General features: G+C 64.7%; 15 protein-coding genes and 3 pseudogenes. 7 read left to right on the top strand and 11 right to left on the bottom strand.

What is annotated here, in order from left to right:
- Positions 1-4: 4 nt before the first annotated feature.
- From C7W88_RS01320 to C7W88_RS01310, 3 genes and pseudogenes are all read right to left on the bottom strand, one after another.
- Entirely contained in the window at positions 5-754 is a 750-nt protein-coding gene (locus tag C7W88_RS01320; RefSeq protein ID WP_118072219.1) for a thioredoxin domain-containing protein, read from the bottom strand.
- 89 nt (positions 755-843) lie between these two features.
- The gene (locus C7W88_RS01315; RefSeq protein ID WP_118072218.1) at positions 844-1,563 is read right to left on the bottom strand and encodes a thioredoxin domain-containing protein; all 720 of its coding nucleotides are present in this window, start codon (positions 1,561-1,563) and stop codon (positions 844-846) included.
- Positions 1,564-1,588: 25 nt separating this feature from the next.
- Positions 1,589-2,128: pseudogene (locus tag C7W88_RS01310) on the bottom strand (DUF721 domain-containing protein); the annotation flags it as partial.
- Between the two features lie 29 nt (positions 2,129-2,157).
- Here C7W88_RS01310 and C7W88_RS01305 point away from each other — a divergent pair.
- The 4 genes from C7W88_RS01305 to C7W88_RS01290 are packed head-to-tail and all read left to right on the top strand — an operon-like array spanning position 2,158 to position 6,049.
- On the top strand, positions 2,158-3,222 hold the full coding sequence (locus tag C7W88_RS01305) for an A/G-specific adenine glycosylase (protein ID WP_118072217.1): 1,065 nt from the start codon (positions 2,158-2,160) through the stop codon (positions 3,220-3,222).
- A gap of 3 nt (positions 3,223-3,225) precedes the next feature.
- Complete coding sequence (locus tag C7W88_RS01300) at positions 3,226-4,521, top strand: serine hydrolase (RefSeq protein WP_118072216.1); 1,296 nt, start codon at positions 3,226-3,228, stop codon at positions 4,519-4,521.
- Positions 4,521-5,402 carry an NAD(+) diphosphatase gene (gene nudC, locus C7W88_RS01295; RefSeq protein ID WP_205525232.1) on the top strand — a complete coding sequence of 294 codons (882 nt, stop codon included), beginning with the start codon at positions 4,521-4,523 and terminating at the stop codon, positions 5,400-5,402. Before C7W88_RS01300 ends, nudC begins: the two co-directional genes overlap by 1 nt.
- Positions 5,399-6,049 carry a DsbA family oxidoreductase gene (locus C7W88_RS01290; protein WP_370073164.1) on the top strand — a complete coding sequence of 217 codons (651 nt, stop codon included), beginning with the start codon at positions 5,399-5,401 and terminating at the stop codon, positions 6,047-6,049. Before nudC ends, C7W88_RS01290 begins: the two co-directional genes overlap by 4 nt.
- A gap of 37 nt (positions 6,050-6,086) precedes the next feature.
- Here C7W88_RS01290 and C7W88_RS01285 read toward each other — a convergent pair whose 3' ends face one another.
- Both C7W88_RS01285 and mgtE read right to left on the bottom strand, forming a co-directional pair.
- Complete coding sequence (locus tag C7W88_RS01285) at positions 6,087-6,494, bottom strand: DUF1489 domain-containing protein (protein WP_118072214.1); 408 nt, start codon at positions 6,492-6,494, stop codon at positions 6,087-6,089.
- A 14-nt stretch (positions 6,495-6,508) separates the two neighbouring features.
- Positions 6,509-7,954, bottom strand: a complete 1,446-nt coding sequence (mgtE, locus tag C7W88_RS01280) for a magnesium transporter (RefSeq protein ID WP_118072213.1) — start codon at positions 7,952-7,954, stop codon at positions 6,509-6,511.
- A 110-nt stretch (positions 7,955-8,064) separates the two neighbouring features.
- Here mgtE and C7W88_RS01275 point away from each other — a divergent pair, with 110 nt between their 5' ends.
- Positions 8,065-8,520 carry a peptidylprolyl isomerase gene (locus C7W88_RS01275; protein ID WP_118072212.1) on the top strand — a complete coding sequence of 152 codons (456 nt, stop codon included), beginning with the start codon at positions 8,065-8,067 and terminating at the stop codon, positions 8,518-8,520.
- Positions 8,521-8,579: 59 nt separating this feature from the next.
- Here the strand turns inward: C7W88_RS01275 and gltX are convergent.
- The 4 genes and pseudogenes from gltX to C7W88_RS01255 all read right to left on the bottom strand — a co-directional run bounded on the left by gltX (position 8,580) and on the right by C7W88_RS01255 (position 12,372).
- Positions 8,580-9,907, bottom strand: a pseudogene (gene gltX / locus C7W88_RS01270) (glutamate--tRNA ligase).
- 45 nt (positions 9,908-9,952) lie between these two features.
- Positions 9,953-10,381 (bottom strand): hypothetical protein, encoded by a 429-nt coding sequence (locus C7W88_RS01265; RefSeq protein ID WP_118072211.1) that lies wholly within the window; start codon positions 10,379-10,381, stop codon positions 9,953-9,955.
- A gap of 72 nt (positions 10,382-10,453) precedes the next feature.
- Positions 10,454-10,651 (bottom strand): hypothetical protein, encoded by a 198-nt coding sequence (locus C7W88_RS01260; protein ID WP_118072210.1) that lies wholly within the window; start codon positions 10,649-10,651, stop codon positions 10,454-10,456.
- 53 nt (positions 10,652-10,704) lie between these two features.
- A pseudogene (locus C7W88_RS01255) lies at positions 10,705-12,372 on the bottom strand (NAD+ synthase).
- 118 nt (positions 12,373-12,490) lie between these two features.
- On the opposite strand from C7W88_RS01255, the gene C7W88_RS01250 reads away from it, so the two are divergent.
- Entirely contained in the window at positions 12,491-13,426 is a 936-nt protein-coding gene (locus C7W88_RS01250; RefSeq protein WP_118072209.1) for a ribose-phosphate pyrophosphokinase, read from the top strand.
- Here the strand turns inward: C7W88_RS01250 and C7W88_RS01245 are convergent.
- Together C7W88_RS01245 and C7W88_RS01240 are read right to left on the bottom strand one after the other, a co-directional pair.
- The gene (locus C7W88_RS01245) at positions 13,423-13,764 is read right to left on the bottom strand and encodes a hypothetical protein (RefSeq protein WP_118072208.1); all 342 of its coding nucleotides are present in this window, start codon (positions 13,762-13,764) and stop codon (positions 13,423-13,425) included. The genes C7W88_RS01250 and C7W88_RS01245 overlap by 4 nt on opposite strands.
- Before the next feature lie 41 nt (positions 13,765-13,805).
- On the bottom strand, positions 13,806-14,747 hold the full coding sequence (locus tag C7W88_RS01240; protein WP_118072207.1) for a helix-turn-helix domain-containing protein: 942 nt from the start codon (positions 14,745-14,747) through the stop codon (positions 13,806-13,808).
- Positions 14,748-14,913: 166 nt separating this feature from the next.
- Between C7W88_RS01240 and C7W88_RS01235 the strand changes: the two genes are divergently transcribed.
- Entirely contained in the window at positions 14,914-15,693 is a 780-nt protein-coding gene (locus C7W88_RS01235; protein WP_118072206.1) for an inositol monophosphatase family protein, read from the top strand.
- Positions 15,694-15,699 lie beyond the last annotated feature (6 nt).

Here is a 15,699-nt window from a genome sequence, read left to right as displayed (position 1 = left end):
CCCCTTAGCGGGCGCCAGCCTTCTGCAGCAGGGGTTCGAGTTCCTGCCAGCTGGCAACGCCGGTCTTGCTGCCGTTGAGGAAGAAGGTCGGCGTGCCGGTGATGTCGAACTCCTTGCTCCACTGTTCATTGGTGGTGGCAAGCTTGGTGGCCTTGGCGCTGTCAGCCAGGCAAGAAGAGCCCTGCGCAGCGGCAATGCCGCGCGAGGCGAAGAATTCGCTCATGCCGCCGAGTTGGGCAATGCCTGCAAAGCGCTTGTCGGCGGGAAGGTTCTGGATCTGCTGGAAGGCGGCTTCGTCCTTCTGCAGGTTGGTGAACATGTTCGGCTGCCAGGCCCAGAACTGTTCGGAAAGCGGAATGACCGCTTCGGGCGCGCCGCAGGTTGCCAGCAGCACGGCCGGCATGTCGAGCGCGTTCAGCAGGAACAGGCGCAGTTCATAGGAGACGCGGCCCGACGCGATGTAGTCGTCACGCAGCTTGGGGAAGCCCTTTTCCGAGAACTCCGCGCAGTGCGAGCACGACAGCGCGCCGAATTCGACGAGCTTGATCGGCGCGTCGGGATTGCCCATCAGGTAACCACCCTCAGGCGTGACGGAGAAGGTTTCGGTCCACGACTGGCCTGCAGGAGCCGGCACCTTGGCAATCGGCTCTGCGCTGGCAACTTCGCCCCCGGCAGCGGCGTCCTTCTTGTCACAGGCGGCAAGGCCGAGCGTCAGGGGAAGGGTGGCAAGCAGAAGCGCGCGGGCGAGTTTCATCGTGTGGATATTCCCGTTTTCTGGCGGTTTGGAAGGACGCTAGCGGATTGTTGCCGGGGTTTGAAGGGGCGTGGTTCCGGGATTGTGGATCAGTTCATCCGCGCGAGGATCTGAGGGCGAAGTGAGTCCCAGTCGTGCGTGCCGGCAAGCAGGATGCCGTCGATCATGAAGCTGGGCGTGCCGGTGACGCCGAGCTTCTCGGCAGCATCGTTGGTGCGCTGGGCAAGCTTGTTGGCCAGTGCCTCGTTCGACAGGCAGCGGTCCATGGCCTGCCGGTCCATGCCACGGGCCGCCATGAAGTCATAGAACTTGAAGTCGCTGGCGATGGCGCGGGTGCGGCTGGCGAAAGTGCCGGTGGTCCAGCGCTGGCGCTGGGCCTCGGTCGAGTTGGCAAGCGGGCCGATCCACTGCGGTTGCAGGCGCATGAACGCGGTGTGCAGCTGGAAGAAGCGGTTGGCGGGCACGCAATTGGTGATCAGCGCCACGGTCATGTCCACTGGATCGCGCACGAAATTGCGCACTTCGACTGCGCCCTTGCCCGGAGCGATCATGCCGATCTTGAGCTGGCCTTCGGACTCGGTCTCGAAATGCGAGCAGTGCGGGCAGGTGTAGCTGACGAACTCGATCAGGCGCAGCTTGGCGGCGGGGTTGCCGAGGACGTGATGGCCCTCGGGCGTGACGGAGCCGGTGACGGCCCAGTTGAGGCCACCTGCGGGGCGGGGCGCAGGCTTTCTGGCTGCCTGCCCCGATGCGCCCGTTGCAACGAGCGCGGTGGCGGCAATCGCTGCTGCTACAAACTTGCGGATCATCCGATCTTCTTCCCCCGGTTGCACTATCCAGACTGCGCGCCAGCGATTCCAGCACGGTGCGCAGTTCGGGATCGCCGATATCGCGCAGCGAATCCCCCAGTTCCATCGGTATCGGCTTCAGCGAGGGAGGTGCCGCGCGCGGTGCCTCCTTGGGCTTTGGCGCCTGAACGGCGCCTTGCCGTATCTTCACCTTGGCCACGGCATTGTAGCCGAAAAAGCGGTTCACGCGGTCAATGATCTCGGGCGTGACGTGCTGGATCAGCGGAGCGTGCGCCGGGCTGACGACCAGTTGCAGGATGCCTTCGGACTTCTCGCCCGGGGGAAAGCGGATCGATTCGGGCATGCAGTGGCGGGCGTGACGCTCGCCCACGATCTCGGGCCAGCGGGTTACCACGCTCGATTGCACGAAGCCGAAGCGGCGGAAGGCGGTGCGGCCGATGGCGGGCATGAGATCGGCGATCTGGCGCGCTTCGCCGCCGCGCGGACGCTCATAGAGCTTGCCCGCCTCGGTCTTCGTCGACCGGGTGCTCTTGCGTTTCGGCGCGTCCGAAGGGGTGCTTTCCATATCGCTTCGCGCCATGCCATAGGTGTGCGATGCAAGCCAGAGAGGAAGCCGCAAAGTCATTCGATCCGGAGGCAATCGCCCCGTTGCTGCTTGCGTGGTACGATGCCAACGCGCGCCGCCTGCCGTGGCGACGTTTGCCGGGTGAGGAGCGGCAGGACCCCTACAAGGTGTGGCTGTCCGAGGTCATGCTGCAGCAGACTACGGTGGCGGCGGTGGGGCCGTACTTTTCGAAGTTCACCCAAGTCTGGCCGACGGTGGCCGATCTTGCGGCAGCAGACGACGGCGACGTGATGGCGGCGTGGGCGGGGCTGGGCTACTATGCCCGCGCGCGCAATCTCCTGGCCTGTGCGCGGGCCGTGGCGGCAAGGGGCGGGCGTTTTCCCGATACGGAAGCCGGTTTGCGCGAATTGCCTGGGCTGGGCGAATACACAGCTGCTGCCGTGGCCGCGATTGCGTTCGGGCGGCGCGCGGTGGTGGTCGATGCCAATGTCGAGCGGGTGGTGGCGCGGCTGTTCGCGATCGACGAGCCGCTGCCTGCGGGCAAGGCGGCGATCCGTTTTGCCGCCGGGCAGGTGACGCCCGAGGAGCGCGCCGGAGATTTCGCGCAAGGGATGATGGATCTGGGCGCAACGATCTGCACCGCCAGATCTCCGCGCTGCCTGCTGTGTCCATTGCGCGAGGGATGCCGTGGTTACGCGCAAGGTTCGCCCGAGCGGCTGCCGGTGAAGGCTGCGAAGAAGGCCAAGCCGCTGCGAACCGGTAGGGCCTATTGGGTGGAGCGCGAGGGCAAGGTCCTGCTGGTGCGTCGGCCCGGGCGCGGGATGCTGGGCGGGATGCGGGCGCTTCCGGACGATGGCTGGTCAGCCAAGGGCGACGGTCCGGACGGCCTGGAGGGAGAGTGGCGCCCGGGCGGGGTGGTCCGCCATGGCTTCACGCATTTCGATCTCGAATTGCAATTGATGCTTCCGGTTCAGCCGCAAGCGGTTAGTCTGCCGGAGGGAGAATGGTGGCCGGTCGAGACAATCGAGGCTGCCGGATTGCCGACCGTGTTCGCCAAGGCGGCGCGGCTGGCCGTCGCTGGAAGGACAGACTGAGCAATGCAGCAGGTTTCGGTTTCGCGGCGCGGGTTCATCGGGTCGCTCGGTTTGGTCGCCGCAAGCATGGCTCTGCCGCGGATGGCATGGGCGAGCGTCGCGGCGGAGGCGCGCTTTCCCACTGTGACGGGAATGCTCGATGGCTATGTCTCTTCAGGCAAGCTGCCGGGCATGATCGCGGCGCTCGGCTGGGGGTCGAGCGAGGCGCCGATGGATATCGCCCGTGGCACTCTGGCCAAGGGGATGGCGCCAGTGGTGAACATGGACAGCCTGTTCCGCATCTATTCGATGACCAAGCCGATCACCGGCATGGCGGCGATGATGCTGGTGGACGAAGGCAAGCTCCGGCTCGACCAGCCGATTGCCGACCTGCTGCCGGCATTCGGCAAGATGCAGGTGCAGGTCACGCCCGACGGTTCGATGACCGATCTGCGTCCGGCCAAGACGCAGATCACGGTGCGGCACTTGCTGACGCATACTGCGGGGCTTGGCTATTCGATCATCCAGAAGGGCCCGATCAAGGACGCCTACGTCAACGCGGGGCTGGTGCCGGGGCAGGCCAGTCGGATGCGCCTGCCGGGCATGGATTCACCCAAGCCGCTGGGCAGTCTGGCCGAGTTCGCCGACGTTCTGGCAACGATGCCGCTGGTTTATGAGCCGGGTTCGGTGTGGAGTTACTCGGTTGCGCTCGACCTGATGGGGCGGGTCATCGAAGTGGCTTCGGGCAAGCCCTTCGACGTGTTTCTGGCCGAGCGGCTGTTTGCCCCTTGCGGCATGACTTCGACGTGGTTCCGCGTGCCCGAGAGCGAGGTCGGGCGGCTGACCACGAACTACGCTGCGGTAGGTGGTGCCTTGCTGCCGATCGATCCGGGCAAGGCTTCGGTCTATCTAGATCAGCCGCCCTATCCGTTCGGCGGGGCAGGGCTGGTTTCAAGTCCTCGCGACTACGACCGTTTTCTGCGGATGCTGCTGGGCTTCGGCCGGATTGATGGCAGGCAGGTGATAAGCGAAGCTGCAGTGCGGCTCGGCACCAGCAACCTCCTGCCGGCGGGCACTGACCTGTCGCAAGCCTTCATCAAGGGCAACGGCTTTGGCGCAGGCGGTTCGGTGGGCTTGGGCGAGGATGCCGGAACCTATGGCTGGGCTGGTGCAGCAGGCACGGTAGGCTTCGTCAATTACCGGGTCGGGCTGCGTGCAGGAGTCTATACCCAGTACATGCCGTCAGAAGCCTATCCGGTGCACAGGGAATTCGCGAAGGCCGTGCTGGCTGACGTAACGGGGAAGAAGGCCGCAGCCTGATGGATACGACGATTGCTTTTGCCGGCGGCGGGCTCGACCGCGCTGACCATATCCGGGGCGATGCCGACAAGCTTGGCAGCCTGATGAACTGGCGGGCGCGGCTGCTGCGGCTGGAAGGGATCGACCCGGTGATCTCGCCCGACGGAGGGCTTGACTGGGGCACGCTGGCCGATGCCGATCCGGAAGCCGAACTGGTGTTCCTCGGCCTCAGCGAGGAAGGGCGCGGGTGCTTTGCCCAAGTGACGCCTGCGATCGTGGGCAGCGTTGCGCCGCCAAACCCAAGACTGTGGGCGGCGATGGGAGCGCTCTCCCCGGGGGACTTGTCGATCTACGGCGGTGCGCGCAGCCTGGTTGACTGGCACGCGCGGCATCGTTTCTGCGCCCGCTGCGGGTCTGCAACGAAACTCGCGAAGGGCGGCTGGCAACGCACTTGCACGAACGAGGCATGCAAGGGCGAGCACTTCCCGCGCGTCGATCCGGTCACGATCATGACCGTGGAGTGCGAGGGCGAATTGCTGCTCGGCCGCCAGCCGCGTTTCCCGCCTCGGCGCTATTCGGCACTTGCGGGCTTTGTGGAGCCGGGCGAGGGCCTTGAGGACGCGGTTCGGCGCGAGGTGCTGGAAGAGGCGGGCGTGAAGGTGGACGAAGTGCGCTATGTCGCCAGCCAGCCTTGGCCGTTCCCGTCCTCGCTGATGATCGCCTGCCACGCCTTTACCACGCAGCGTGGAATCACCATCGACGTGACCGAACTCGACGACGCACGCTGGTTCACCCGCGAAGAAGTTCGTTACGCCATGACGGGGGCCGAGGACGGCGCGTTCATTGCCCCGCCGCCCTTTGCAGTCGCGCATCACCTGCTCAAATGGTGGCTCTCGCAATGAGCGCGCCCGGCAAGGTCACGCTCGACATCTGGTCGGACGTGATGTGCCCGTGGTGCGTGATCGGGCTGGGTCAGCTCGACAAGGCGCTGGCCAGCATGGACGGCGAAGTGGATGCCACGGTGCGCTTCCATCCGTTCGAACTGAACCCTGACATGTCCGAGGAAGGCGAGGAGCAGGCCGCGCATATCCAGCGCAAGTATGGCCGTACGGCCGAACAATCGGCGGGCGTACGGGAAACCTTGCGACAGGCTGCCGAGCGCGCGGGCTATTCGTTCGACTATACCGGCGATGGCGAAGCGCCACCGGCGATGATGTGGAACACGCGCATGGCGCACCGGTTGCTGACCTGGGCCCTGCGCGATTTCGGGCCGGACCTGCAAGTGGCGCTGAAACGCGCGCTGTTTGACGCCCACTTCCAGGGGCGGCGCAATGTGTCGGATCCCGAAGTGCTGGCGGAAGTAGCCGAGAGTGTCGGCCTGCCCCGGCTCAATGCGCTACAGGCGATGATTGACCCGCAGATCGATGCGATCGTTACCGCCGAGGAGCGGCAGGCTTGGGACTGGAACGTCACTGGGGTGCCGGCGGTGGTGATCAACGGCAAGCTGATCGTCCCGGCGCGCAGGAGCCGGACGTCTATGCCGACTTGATCCGCAAGGTGCTGGCGCGCGAAGCTGCGGGCATGGCTTAGACCAGCCCAAGCTTTGCCAGTTCGGACGCAATCTGTGCTGGCAGCACTTCTCCCGCCTCGCCATCATCAAGGTCTGCAGGCGCGTCGGCTGGCTCGAGATAGCGCCAGCCCTGATGTGCGCGGCGGGGCTTGGGGTGGACGTCGATCAGCTTGGTGCTGACGACGATGTTGGTGCGACCGCCCTCGGCCTCCTCAAACCCGACGATTTCCGAGCGGGCGACGAGCTGGTGCTTGTGGATCCAGTAGAGCGAACCGCCGATCATTTCCTCGGCGCGCTTGGGGCGGTTGCGGGTGGTGAGGTAGGCGACTTTCGCCCCTCCGCGCCGACCGGTGTCCGAGAACCATTCATGGATCTCGGCCAGCGATTGGGCACCGTAGGCCACTTTGGTCATGTGCAGGGGCATGAACTTCTTCCGGATCAGGCAAGGCCGCTCAGCACGGCGAGGCCGAGGAACGAGAAGAAGCCCATGACATCGGTAGCCATGGTCACGAATACGGCCGAAGAGACAGCCGGATCCACTTTGAGGCGATCAAGCGTGACCGGGACCATGATTCCGGCGAGCCCGGCAACCAGATTGTTGATCACCATGGCCGAGCCGATGACCGCGCCGAGCAGGGGATTGGCGAAGAGCAGGCCCGTGCCGAGACCGATCAGGATGCCCAGCGCAGCACCGTTCGTGGCGGCAATCCGCAACTCGCGCAGGATCATGCGGATCGTGTTGGAACTGGTCAGCTGATTGGTGGCAATCGCGCGCACGACCACGGCCAGCGTCTGCGTTCCGGCATTGCCACCCATCCCCGACACGATCGGCATCAGCACCGCGAGCAGGGCAAAGCGCGCGATCGCCCCCTGGAACATGCCGACGACAGAGGCGGCGACCAGCGCCGTACCGAGGTTGACCACCAGCCACGTCAGGCGCGTGCGAACGGTGAGCAGGATCGGCTCGTTGATGTCGCCATCGCCGGCACCGGACAGGCGCAGGATGTCCTCGCTCGCCTCTTCCTGAATGATGTGGACGATATCGTCGACGGTGATCTGGCCGACGAGGCGGCCGCTCTCGTCCACAACCGCCGCCGAAATCAGCGCGTACTTCTGGAAGCGCAGCGCAACCTCTTCCTGATCCATCGAGACCGGGATCAGCGTCTGGTCGCGCTTCATCACGTCGGCCAGCGGCACGCTGCGCGGCGCGCGCAGTATCCAGCTGAGGCTGCAGGTGCCGACCGGGTGGTGCTTGTGATCGACGATGAACACTTCCCAGAATTCGGTGGGCAGTTCGTCGTCGCGGCGCAGGTAGTCGATCAAATCGCCCACCGTCATCGCCTCGGGCACCGCGATCAGATCGCGGCTCATCAGGCGGCCGGCGGTTTCTTCCGGATAGGACAGCGCGGATTCGATCGCGGCGCGATCTTCCGGCTCCATCTCGGCAAGGACGGCCTGCTGGTCTTCCTCGTCAAGGTCCTCGATCAGGGCGACGGCGTCGTCCGTCTCCATCTGCTCGGCTAGGTCGGCGACTTCCTCGGGCTCGAGCTCCTCGACGAGGTATTCGCGGACGTAGTCGTTAAGCTCGGCGATGACCTCGCCGCCGAGCAAGTCATTGATCGCACGCGCAAGCTTGACGCGGTCGTCCTGGTCGATCAGCTCGAAAAGGTCGGCGATGTCTGCCGGGTGGAGCGGTTCGACGAGGTTGTAGACGGTCTCGTCGTCACCGGCCTCGAGCGCTTCGGCGACGCGGCGGACGAAGCCGGGGCGGAGAGTGTTGTCTTCCTCGTCGAGGCTTTCAGAATTGCGCGAGGGTTCGGCCGGCGCGGGCGCTTCGTCCACGTCGGGGAGCAGGCTGTCGATGATGTCGTCGTCGCGCTCCATAGGCGCGGGTTACCGGCTGAGGCGTCAATTGCAACCGCCTAGCAGACCTATGCGTGACTTTCTTTTCGCAAGCCTTATATCGGCGCGCAAACAAGCAAGGATTGCGACTAATGGCTGACGAAAAACTGGTCCTCACGCTCGATTCCGGCGACGTTGTGATCAAGCTGCGCCCCGATCTGGCTCCCGGCCATGTCGAGCGCATCAAGGAATTGGCGAACGAAGGCTTCTACGACGGCGTGAAGTTCCACCGCGTGATCCCCGGCTTCATGGCGCAGGGCGGCTGCCCGCAGGGCACCGGCATGGGCGGTTCGAGCAAGCCTGACCTCAAGGCTGAATTCAACGACGAACCGCACGTGCGCGGCGTGTGCTCGATGGCGCGCACCAGCTATCCGCACTCGGCCAACAGCCAGTTCTTCATCTGCTTCGACGATGCACGCTTCCTCGACAAGCAGTACACCGTGTGGGGCCAGGTCGAGAGCGGCATGGACCTGATCGACGCGCTGCCCAAGGGCGAGCCGCCGGCAAACCCGGGCGTGATCCGCAAGGCCAGCGTCGTCGCTGCCTGATCGGACTGCTGATCAGGAAAAGAGGGGCGGGGCCGAAGGGCTGCCGCCCCTTTTCCATGTCAGGCCGAGAGCCGTCGCACCGCTTCATCCTGCGCGATGAGCGGCAGGAGGGCGGCCATTTCGGGCCGTGGTCGTGGCCGGTAAGGGCCTGGCGCAGCGGCAGGAACAGTGCCTTGCCCTTGCGGCCGGTCCTGTCCTTGAGGGCAGCGGTCAGGGCGCGCCACGGTTCGGCAGACCAGTCCAGCGTCGTGGCAACCTTCGCTGCTTCGGACAGATAGGCGCGGGTTTCCTCGTCGAAGGCCGGCGCTGCGACCGGGCCGGTCACGACTTGCCACCAGTCCTTCGCCTCGTCGATATGGGCGAGGTTGGGGCGGATGGCATCCCATGCGGTTTCGCCCATGCCTTCGGGCAGAAGGTGGGCGACGCGGGCATAGGGTAGCCGGTGGACGATCTGGGCGTTGACGCGGTGGAGGTCGGCCTCGTCGAAGCGGGCGGGCGCGCGGCCGAAGCGGGACAGGTCGAAGCTTTCCGCCAGCGCATTGGCATCGAGTGACGGATCGACCGGGTCGGACGTGCCAAGGCGTGCGAGCAGGGCGACGATCGCCTCAGGCTCGATACCCTGTTCGCGGAAATCGGCCATGCCCAAGGCGCCGAGGCGCTTGGACAGTTTGCCTTCGCTGCCGGTCAGCAGCGCTTCATGGGCAAAACGGGGAGGCTGGGCGCCGAGCGCGGTGAACATCTGGATCTGCGTGGCGGTGTTGGAGACGTGATCCTCGCCGCGCAGCACGTCGGTTATGCCCATGGCAATGTCGTCGATCGCCGAGGGCAGCATGTAGAGCCACGAACCGTCGGCGCGGCGGATCACCGGGTCCGACATCTGGCGCGGGTCGAAGTTCTGAGGGCCGCGAATGCCGTCCTCCCACGCAATCGGCTGGTCGTGATCGAGCAGGAAGCGCCAATGCGGCGTCTCGCCTGCAGCGGCTCTCGCCTCGTGGTCAGCTTCGGTCAGCTTGAGCGCTGCGCGATCGTAGATCGGCGGCAGGCCTCGGCCGAGCAGGATCTTGCGCTTGAGATCCAGTTCCTGCGCAGTCTCGTAAGCGCGGTAGATGCGACCGGCCTCGACCAGACGCTGGAACTCGCGTTCGTAGAGTTCGGTGCGCAGCGATTGGCGCTCCTCGCCGTCGTAGGTCAGGCCAAGCCAGGCAAGGTCGGCACGGATGGATTCGACGTGCTCTTCGCGGCTGCGCTCGGCATCGGTATCGTCGATGCGCAGCATGAACTTGCCGCCGGTCTTCTTCGCCAGGAGCCAGTTGTGGAGTGCAGTGCGAACGTTGCCGACGTGGAGCTTGCCGGTGGGCGAGGGGGCGAAGCGGGTTACCGTTGTCATGCGCGCTGCCCTAGCGCGCCGCTGCTGCAAGGGGAAGGCTGGCGGTTACGGTATCAGGGCAACGGCGTGGATCGTCGCGTTGTAGAGCGCTTCGTGGCGGTCGGCGCGGACGAAGCCGGTGATCGCGTCCGAAAAGGCCTCGCGCTTGCCGGAAACGGCGGCGCGGGCGAGGGCGGCCAGCGTCGTCTCGTCCGGGGTCATGGCAAGGCAGCAGGGGCGGTTGACCATGAACGGTTCGGGCCAGACCTGCTTGATCGTCTGCACCAGTCCATGGACGGCGCAGGCCGCTTCGATGGAGCGGTAGCGCTGGGCAAGGTCGGGTACGGGATCGCGGCCAGACGCTTCGAACAGTGCGCACAGGCGCATCGCCATGGTCACGTGCAAACCCTTCAGTGAAAGGCCGCGCACGTCCTGCGGGCGGGCCAGACTATCGATCAGGACGGAGAAGCGGGTGGAGGACTGGCCTGCAGGCATTGCGCATCCTTTCTTGCGAACGATTCGCAAGTTAGCATGGGGATGCCTCAGGTCAATGCGAATCGTTCGCAATTACTCTTTCGACGCGGCTACGCGGTGGGATCGCCAGCGAAGGGCCATCCCGACGATCGACAGCAGCATCCCGGTCAGCATGAAAGCGAGCATCAAAGGCTCATCCTTGGCAGACTTGAGCGCTGGCACTCCGAGCAGCACGACGCTCATACTCGACACGAGATAGCCGCTACCCTTCAGGCGGGAGCTTTTCCGCATTCGTGAATATTCCCAGATAGTTGAATGACAAAACAACTACGGGACGGAGCATGTCAGGTTCCGGTTCGGAAGCCGTGGGTTATCGGATAGCGTCTGTCGCGGCCATAGTTGCGCGCGCCCAGCTTCACGCCGGGGGGCCTGGCGGCGCTTGTATTCGGCGATGTTGAGCAGCCGTTCGATGCGGCTGACCGTCGCGCGGTCGAAACCCTCTGCCACGATCTGGTCGACGCTTTTCTCGTTCTCCACCAGCCCCTGCAGGATCGCGTCGAGCACGTCGTAAGGGGGCAGGGAGTCCGAATCCTTCTGGTCCGGGCGCAACTCTGCGCTTGGTGGTTTGGTGATGATCCGCTGCGGCATCACCGGACCGTCAGGACCGAGGCCGATCTTGGGGCGATGCGCGTTGCGCCATTCGGAGACTGCAAAGACGGTCGTCTTGTAGGCGTCTTTCAGCGGGTTGTAGCCGCCGTTCATGTCGCCATAGATCGTGGCATAACCGACGCTCATCTCGCTCTTGTTACCGGTGGTGACCAGCATCGGGCCGAACTTGTTCGACAGGGCCATCAACGTCACGCCACGAATGCGCGACTGGATGTTTTCTTCGGTCAGGTCGGGCTGCTTGCCGGTAAAGACCGGGGCGAGCATGGCGTCGAAGGCATCGACAGCCGGGGCGATCGGCACGGTGTCGAGCCGGACGCCCAGCATGTTGGCGCAGCCTTCGGCATCCTCGAGGCTCTCCTGCGAGGTGTAACGGCTCGGCATCATCACGCACCAAACGCGGTCCGCGCCAAGCGCATCCACCGCAATGGCAGCGCAGATCGCCGAATCGATGCCGCCGGACAGGCCGAGCACGACTCCGGGGAAGCGATTCTTGTTCACATAGTCGCGCAGGGCCATGACCATTGCGCAGTAGATGTCTTCGGGGTGCTCGGCGAGTTCGTGGTCAACGCCGGGCTCGCAGCGCCAGCGCGAGCCGGAGCCAACTGCGGTCTGCGTCCAGACGGTGGTAACGACCGATTCTTCCCAGTCCGGCATCTGCACCCACAGCGCACCTTCGGGCCGACGACGAAGCTGGCGCCATCAAACACGATCTCGTCCTGCCCGCCGACGCGGTTGAGGTAGGCCAGCGGAATGCCGGTATCGATCGCGCGGCGCTTGGCAACGCCGTCGATGCGCAGGACGTCCTTGTCGATCTCGTAAGGGCTGCCGTTGATGCAGATGAAGATTTCCGCGCCAAGGTCGGCCAGGTGGCGGCAGACGTCGGGGTGCCAGATGTCCTCGCAGATCGGCAGGCCGAGCATTGCGCCCTTGAACAGGACCGGCTCCGGCAAGGGGCCCGGCATGAAATAGCGCTTTTCGTCGAAGGTGCCGTAGTTGGGCAGCTCGTACTTGAAGCGGGTGGCTGCGATGCGTCCGCCTTCGAGCAGGGCGACGCCATTGTGCAGATCACCATCGCGGACGAATACCGAGCCGACGAGCATCGCGGGGCCGCCGTCTGCGGTGACCTTGGCGAGTTTCTCGAGTTCGGTGGCGGCCCGCTCGATCAGGGCCGGCTTCATGATCAGGTCTTCCGGCGGATATCCGATCAGCATCAGTTCCGGATAGACGATCAGGTCGGAATCCGGATTGCTCTCGCGCACGGCAAGCATGGCCGCGACGTTTGCGGCAAGGTCGCCAACCGACTGGTTGAGCTGGGCGAGAGTGATGCGGAGCGTATCGGCCATGGCCCGACTCCTAAGGGACTGTTCGCTGGGCGGCAACGCCCATGGCTGCCAAGAGTTGCAAAGCTGTCATCATGGGCTAAGGGCGCGTTGGGGATCGAATCCGAGGGAATCGCACGCAATGAAGATCATGGCCGGCAACTCGAACCTGCCGCTCGCCCGCGCCATTTCGGCTTATCTCGAAATGCCGCTGACCGACGCCAGCGTGCGCCGCTTCGCTGACGAGGAAGTTTTCGTGGAAATTCACGAAAACGTCCGTGGCGAGGACGTCTTCGTCGTCCAGTCGACCAGCTACCCGGCGAACGACAACCTCATGGAACTGCTGATCTGCATCGACGCACTGCGCCGTGCCTCGGCAAAGCGCATCACGGCGGTCGTCCCCTACTTCGGTTATGCCCGCCAGGACCGCAAGCCCGGCCCGCGCACACCGATTTCGGCCAAGCTCGTGGCCAACCTGATCACGCAGGCCGGTGCCGATCGCGTGCTGGCGGTGGATCTTCACGCTGGCCAGATCCAGGGCTTCTTCGATATCCCGACCGACAACCTGTTTGCAGCGCCGGTCATGGCTGCCGACATCCAGACCCGCTATGGCACGCAGGAACTGATGGTCGTTTCGCCAGACGTCGGCGGCGTCGTTCGGGCGCGTTCGCTGGCCAAGCGCCTCAACAATGCCCCGCTCGCCATCGTCGACAAGCGTCGTGACCGCCCCGGCCAGTCCGAAGTCATGAACATCATCGGCGACGTGAAGGGCCGCATGTGCATCCTGATCGATGACATCATCGATTCGGGCGGCACCCTGTGCAACGCGGCGCAGGCGCTGATGGATGCGGGCGCTGCAGGCGTTTCGGCCTACATCACCCACGGCGTGCTTTCGGGCGGCGCGGTTGCGCGCGTCAGCAACTCGGCGCTCAAGGAACTGGTCATCACCGACACGATCATGCCGACGGAAGCGACCGCCGCTTCCGATCGCATCCGCGTGCTGACGATCGCTCCGCTGATCGGCGAGGCAGTGCGTCGCATTGCCGATGAAAGCTCGGTCTCCAGCCTGTTCGACTAATCCTGCCGCTTTAAGCGTTCCAGCCATGCGCGAGCCTGCTTCGGCTCGCCCACGGCGTTGGCCGGAGGCTTGCCGCGTGATGCCATGAACTCGTCATGGAGCGCGAACGGCTCCATGAACAAGGCCTCCCGTGCTTGTGCGATCTCGTCGGCAAGCTCGATGAGGTTGTCGATAATCGGCGCGGTCGCGGCGCGCATGATCTTGTCAGCGTTGTGATCGAACAGGCCCCATTTGCCCGCTGCAGTCACTTCAAGCGCTTCGATCAGCGCAGCGCGATAGTCCGCTTCCATTTCGGAGCGGCGTTTGTCGAGACGTTCGAGACGGTCAGCCCTGGCCATGCCTCTGGCCTAGGCGGTGAAGCGAAGCCACGCAATGCCGCTTACTCCCAGGGCTTGACCTCGCCCGGTTCCAGCCTGCGAATTTCCTCAAGCCTGCGCGCCTGTCGTGTTTCCAGGCCCAGCGTCATCAGCGGTTGGGGACGCTCCACGAACTGGCGCGGACTCATTCCGAACAGCGCGGTGAACTCGCGGATAAGGTGGCTCTGATCGTAATAGCGCAGGGCAATCGATTCGGCTTCGTCGTGGTCGGCCACGCCGCGAAGGTGGCTGGCCATGTCGAGAGCGCGCGCACGCCTGAGAACCTGTTTGGGCGGCATGCCGAAATCGCGGCGGGCGATGCGTTCCAGCCGACGCTGTGTCACCCCAAGATTTTCCGCCAATCGTGCAATGCTGACCGTAGGATCGGCAAATGCAGCGGCTTCGAAGCGGGCGGAAATCGGATCAGGCTCGCGCACGGCGCGATCCGCAATCAGACTGCGCATCTCGCATTCCATCGCCTGAACCCAGTCTTCCGGGGAACCATCGGGATCGAACATGTCCAGCCAGCGCTGCTCCGGCATTTCCAGTTCGGCAAACGTCGCCAGCCTGTCGGTCAGCGTTGCGATCTCGGGTCCGCGCAGCGCATGGCACACGCCCGGCCGCAGGAAGATGCCGATGCTGACAAAACTGCCGGTGACACTGATCGGCATCCGACGGGAATGCGGGCCAAACAGCATTGCGGCACGCTGAGACGTACGCACGCCATCGGCCGTGGTGGCTTCCCACTTGCCCCGCAACTGGATGCGGATGCACGCGAAATCGCTCAACAGTCCGCAGTCGAGGCGGTGTTCGGGCGGGGTCCCGACGATCGTTACATAGAGCCTTCCGATCCAGCGATCGAGGTCCGCGGCTGGTGCCCGGCTGTAGGAAATCGGCTGGCCATCGCGCGTGGCGATCGGCGAGACTATCGCGCGATCAACGCCTGGCCTGTTGCTGCGACTCATCTAGCGTGCCCCCAAGACAATCGGTGCACGCAGATTTAGCGCCCCTAGAATCTTCCCTGCGTGCGGTTTGTCACGGCTTCCTTAAAATTGCGCAGCCGCATTTGTCCAATGACGATTCATGTTCTGCGGGTTGACCGTATTGGCCCAAAGCAGGCAGAGCCAAGGCATGAAGCTTGAAAACGATATCGCCCTTGCCATGCGCCTTGCCGACGCTGCGGCGGAGGCCATTCGCCCGCACTTCCGCACCGTAGCAGCCGAGCGGAAGGGCGATTCGACGCCGGTAACCCTGGCTGACCGTGCAGCCGAAGAGGCGATGCGGCGTATTCTGACGGCTGAGGTGCCGCGGGACACCATCATTGGCGAGGAATTCGGTTCGACCGCCGGTTCGTCGGGACGAAGCTGGGTGCTCGATCCGATCGATGGAACAGCGGGTTTTCTGGCCGGACGCCCGATCTTCGGCACGCTGATCGCGCTGGTGGTCGAAGGATTTCCGGTGCTCGGCGTGCTCGACCAGCCCATCACCGGGGAGCGCTGGGTTGGCGCCATGGGCAAACGGACTACGCTAAACGGAAAGCCGGTGCAGACGCGGGTATGCCGCGAACTGTCGGACGCGACGCTGGCGACGACCGGGCCGCATTATTTCGACGACCATGATGGCGGCCACTTCATGGGCCTTGCTGCGAAAACTGATCACAAGCGCATGGTCATGGGCGGCGATTGCTACAATTACGCCATGCTTGCCACGGGCCAGCTCGACTTGGTCTGCGAGGCGAACCTCAAGCTCCACGACTGGGCCGCGCTGGTGCCGATCGTCGAAGGCGCGGGCGGAACCATGGCCGACTGGAATGGCGATCCCTTGCACGCGGGTTCGGACGGCCACGTCATCGCACTGGGAGATCCGGCGCGGCTGGAAGACGTGGTCGAGGCGCTGGCCTGCGCGCACTAGGCGGCG

It is taken from the genome of Novosphingobium sp. THN1, assembly GCF_003454795.1.
Classification (GTDB): Bacteria; Pseudomonadota; Alphaproteobacteria; order Sphingomonadales; family Sphingomonadaceae; genus Novosphingobium.
Note: the sequence above shows the minus strand (reverse complement) of the source record. Positions and strands in the feature narration are given on the sequence as shown.

Excerpts from the sequence above, each read along its gene's own strand:
- C7W88_RS01305 (WP_118072217.1), top strand. The coding sequence starts at position 2,158 with ATGCAAGCCAGAGAGGAAGCCGCAAAGTCATTCGATCCGGAGGCAATC.
- nudC (WP_205525232.1), top strand. The coding sequence starts at position 4,521 with ATGGATACGACGATTGCTTTTGCCGGCGGCGGGCTCGACCGCGCTGAC.
- C7W88_RS01300 (WP_118072216.1), top strand. The coding sequence starts at position 3,226 with ATGCAGCAGGTTTCGGTTTCGCGGCGCGGGTTCATCGGGTCGCTCGGT.
- C7W88_RS01245 (WP_118072208.1), bottom strand. The coding sequence starts at position 13,764 with ATGGCCAGGGCTGACCGTCTCGAACGTCTCGACAAACGCCGCTCCGAA.
- C7W88_RS01265 (WP_118072211.1), bottom strand. The coding sequence starts at position 10,381 with ATGCCTGCAGGCCAGTCCTCCACCCGCTTCTCCGTCCTGATCGATAGT.
- C7W88_RS01290 (WP_370073164.1), top strand. The coding sequence starts at position 5,399 with ATGAGCGCGCCCGGCAAGGTCACGCTCGACATCTGGTCGGACGTGATG.
- C7W88_RS01320 (WP_118072219.1), bottom strand. The coding sequence starts at position 754 with ATGAAACTCGCCCGCGCGCTTCTGCTTGCCACCCTTCCCCTGACGCTC.
- C7W88_RS01315 (WP_118072218.1), bottom strand. The coding sequence starts at position 1,563 with ATGATCCGCAAGTTTGTAGCAGCAGCGATTGCCGCCACCGCGCTCGTT.
- C7W88_RS01235 (WP_118072206.1), top strand. The coding sequence starts at position 14,914 with ATGAAGCTTGAAAACGATATCGCCCTTGCCATGCGCCTTGCCGACGCT.
- mgtE (WP_118072213.1), bottom strand. The coding sequence starts at position 7,954 with ATGGAGCGCGACGACGACATCATCGACAGCCTGCTCCCCGACGTGGAC.
- C7W88_RS01285 (WP_118072214.1), bottom strand. The coding sequence starts at position 6,494 with ATGCCCCTGCACATGACCAAAGTGGCCTACGGTGCCCAATCGCTGGCC.
- C7W88_RS01240 (WP_118072207.1), bottom strand. The coding sequence starts at position 14,747 with ATGAGTCGCAGCAACAGGCCAGGCGTTGATCGCGCGATAGTCTCGCCG.
- C7W88_RS01275 (WP_118072212.1), top strand. The coding sequence starts at position 8,065 with ATGGCTGACGAAAAACTGGTCCTCACGCTCGATTCCGGCGACGTTGTG.
- C7W88_RS01260 (WP_118072210.1), bottom strand. The coding sequence starts at position 10,651 with ATGCGGAAAAGCTCCCGCCTGAAGGGTAGCGGCTATCTCGTGTCGAGT.
- C7W88_RS01250 (WP_118072209.1), top strand. The coding sequence starts at position 12,491 with ATGAAGATCATGGCCGGCAACTCGAACCTGCCGCTCGCCCGCGCCATT.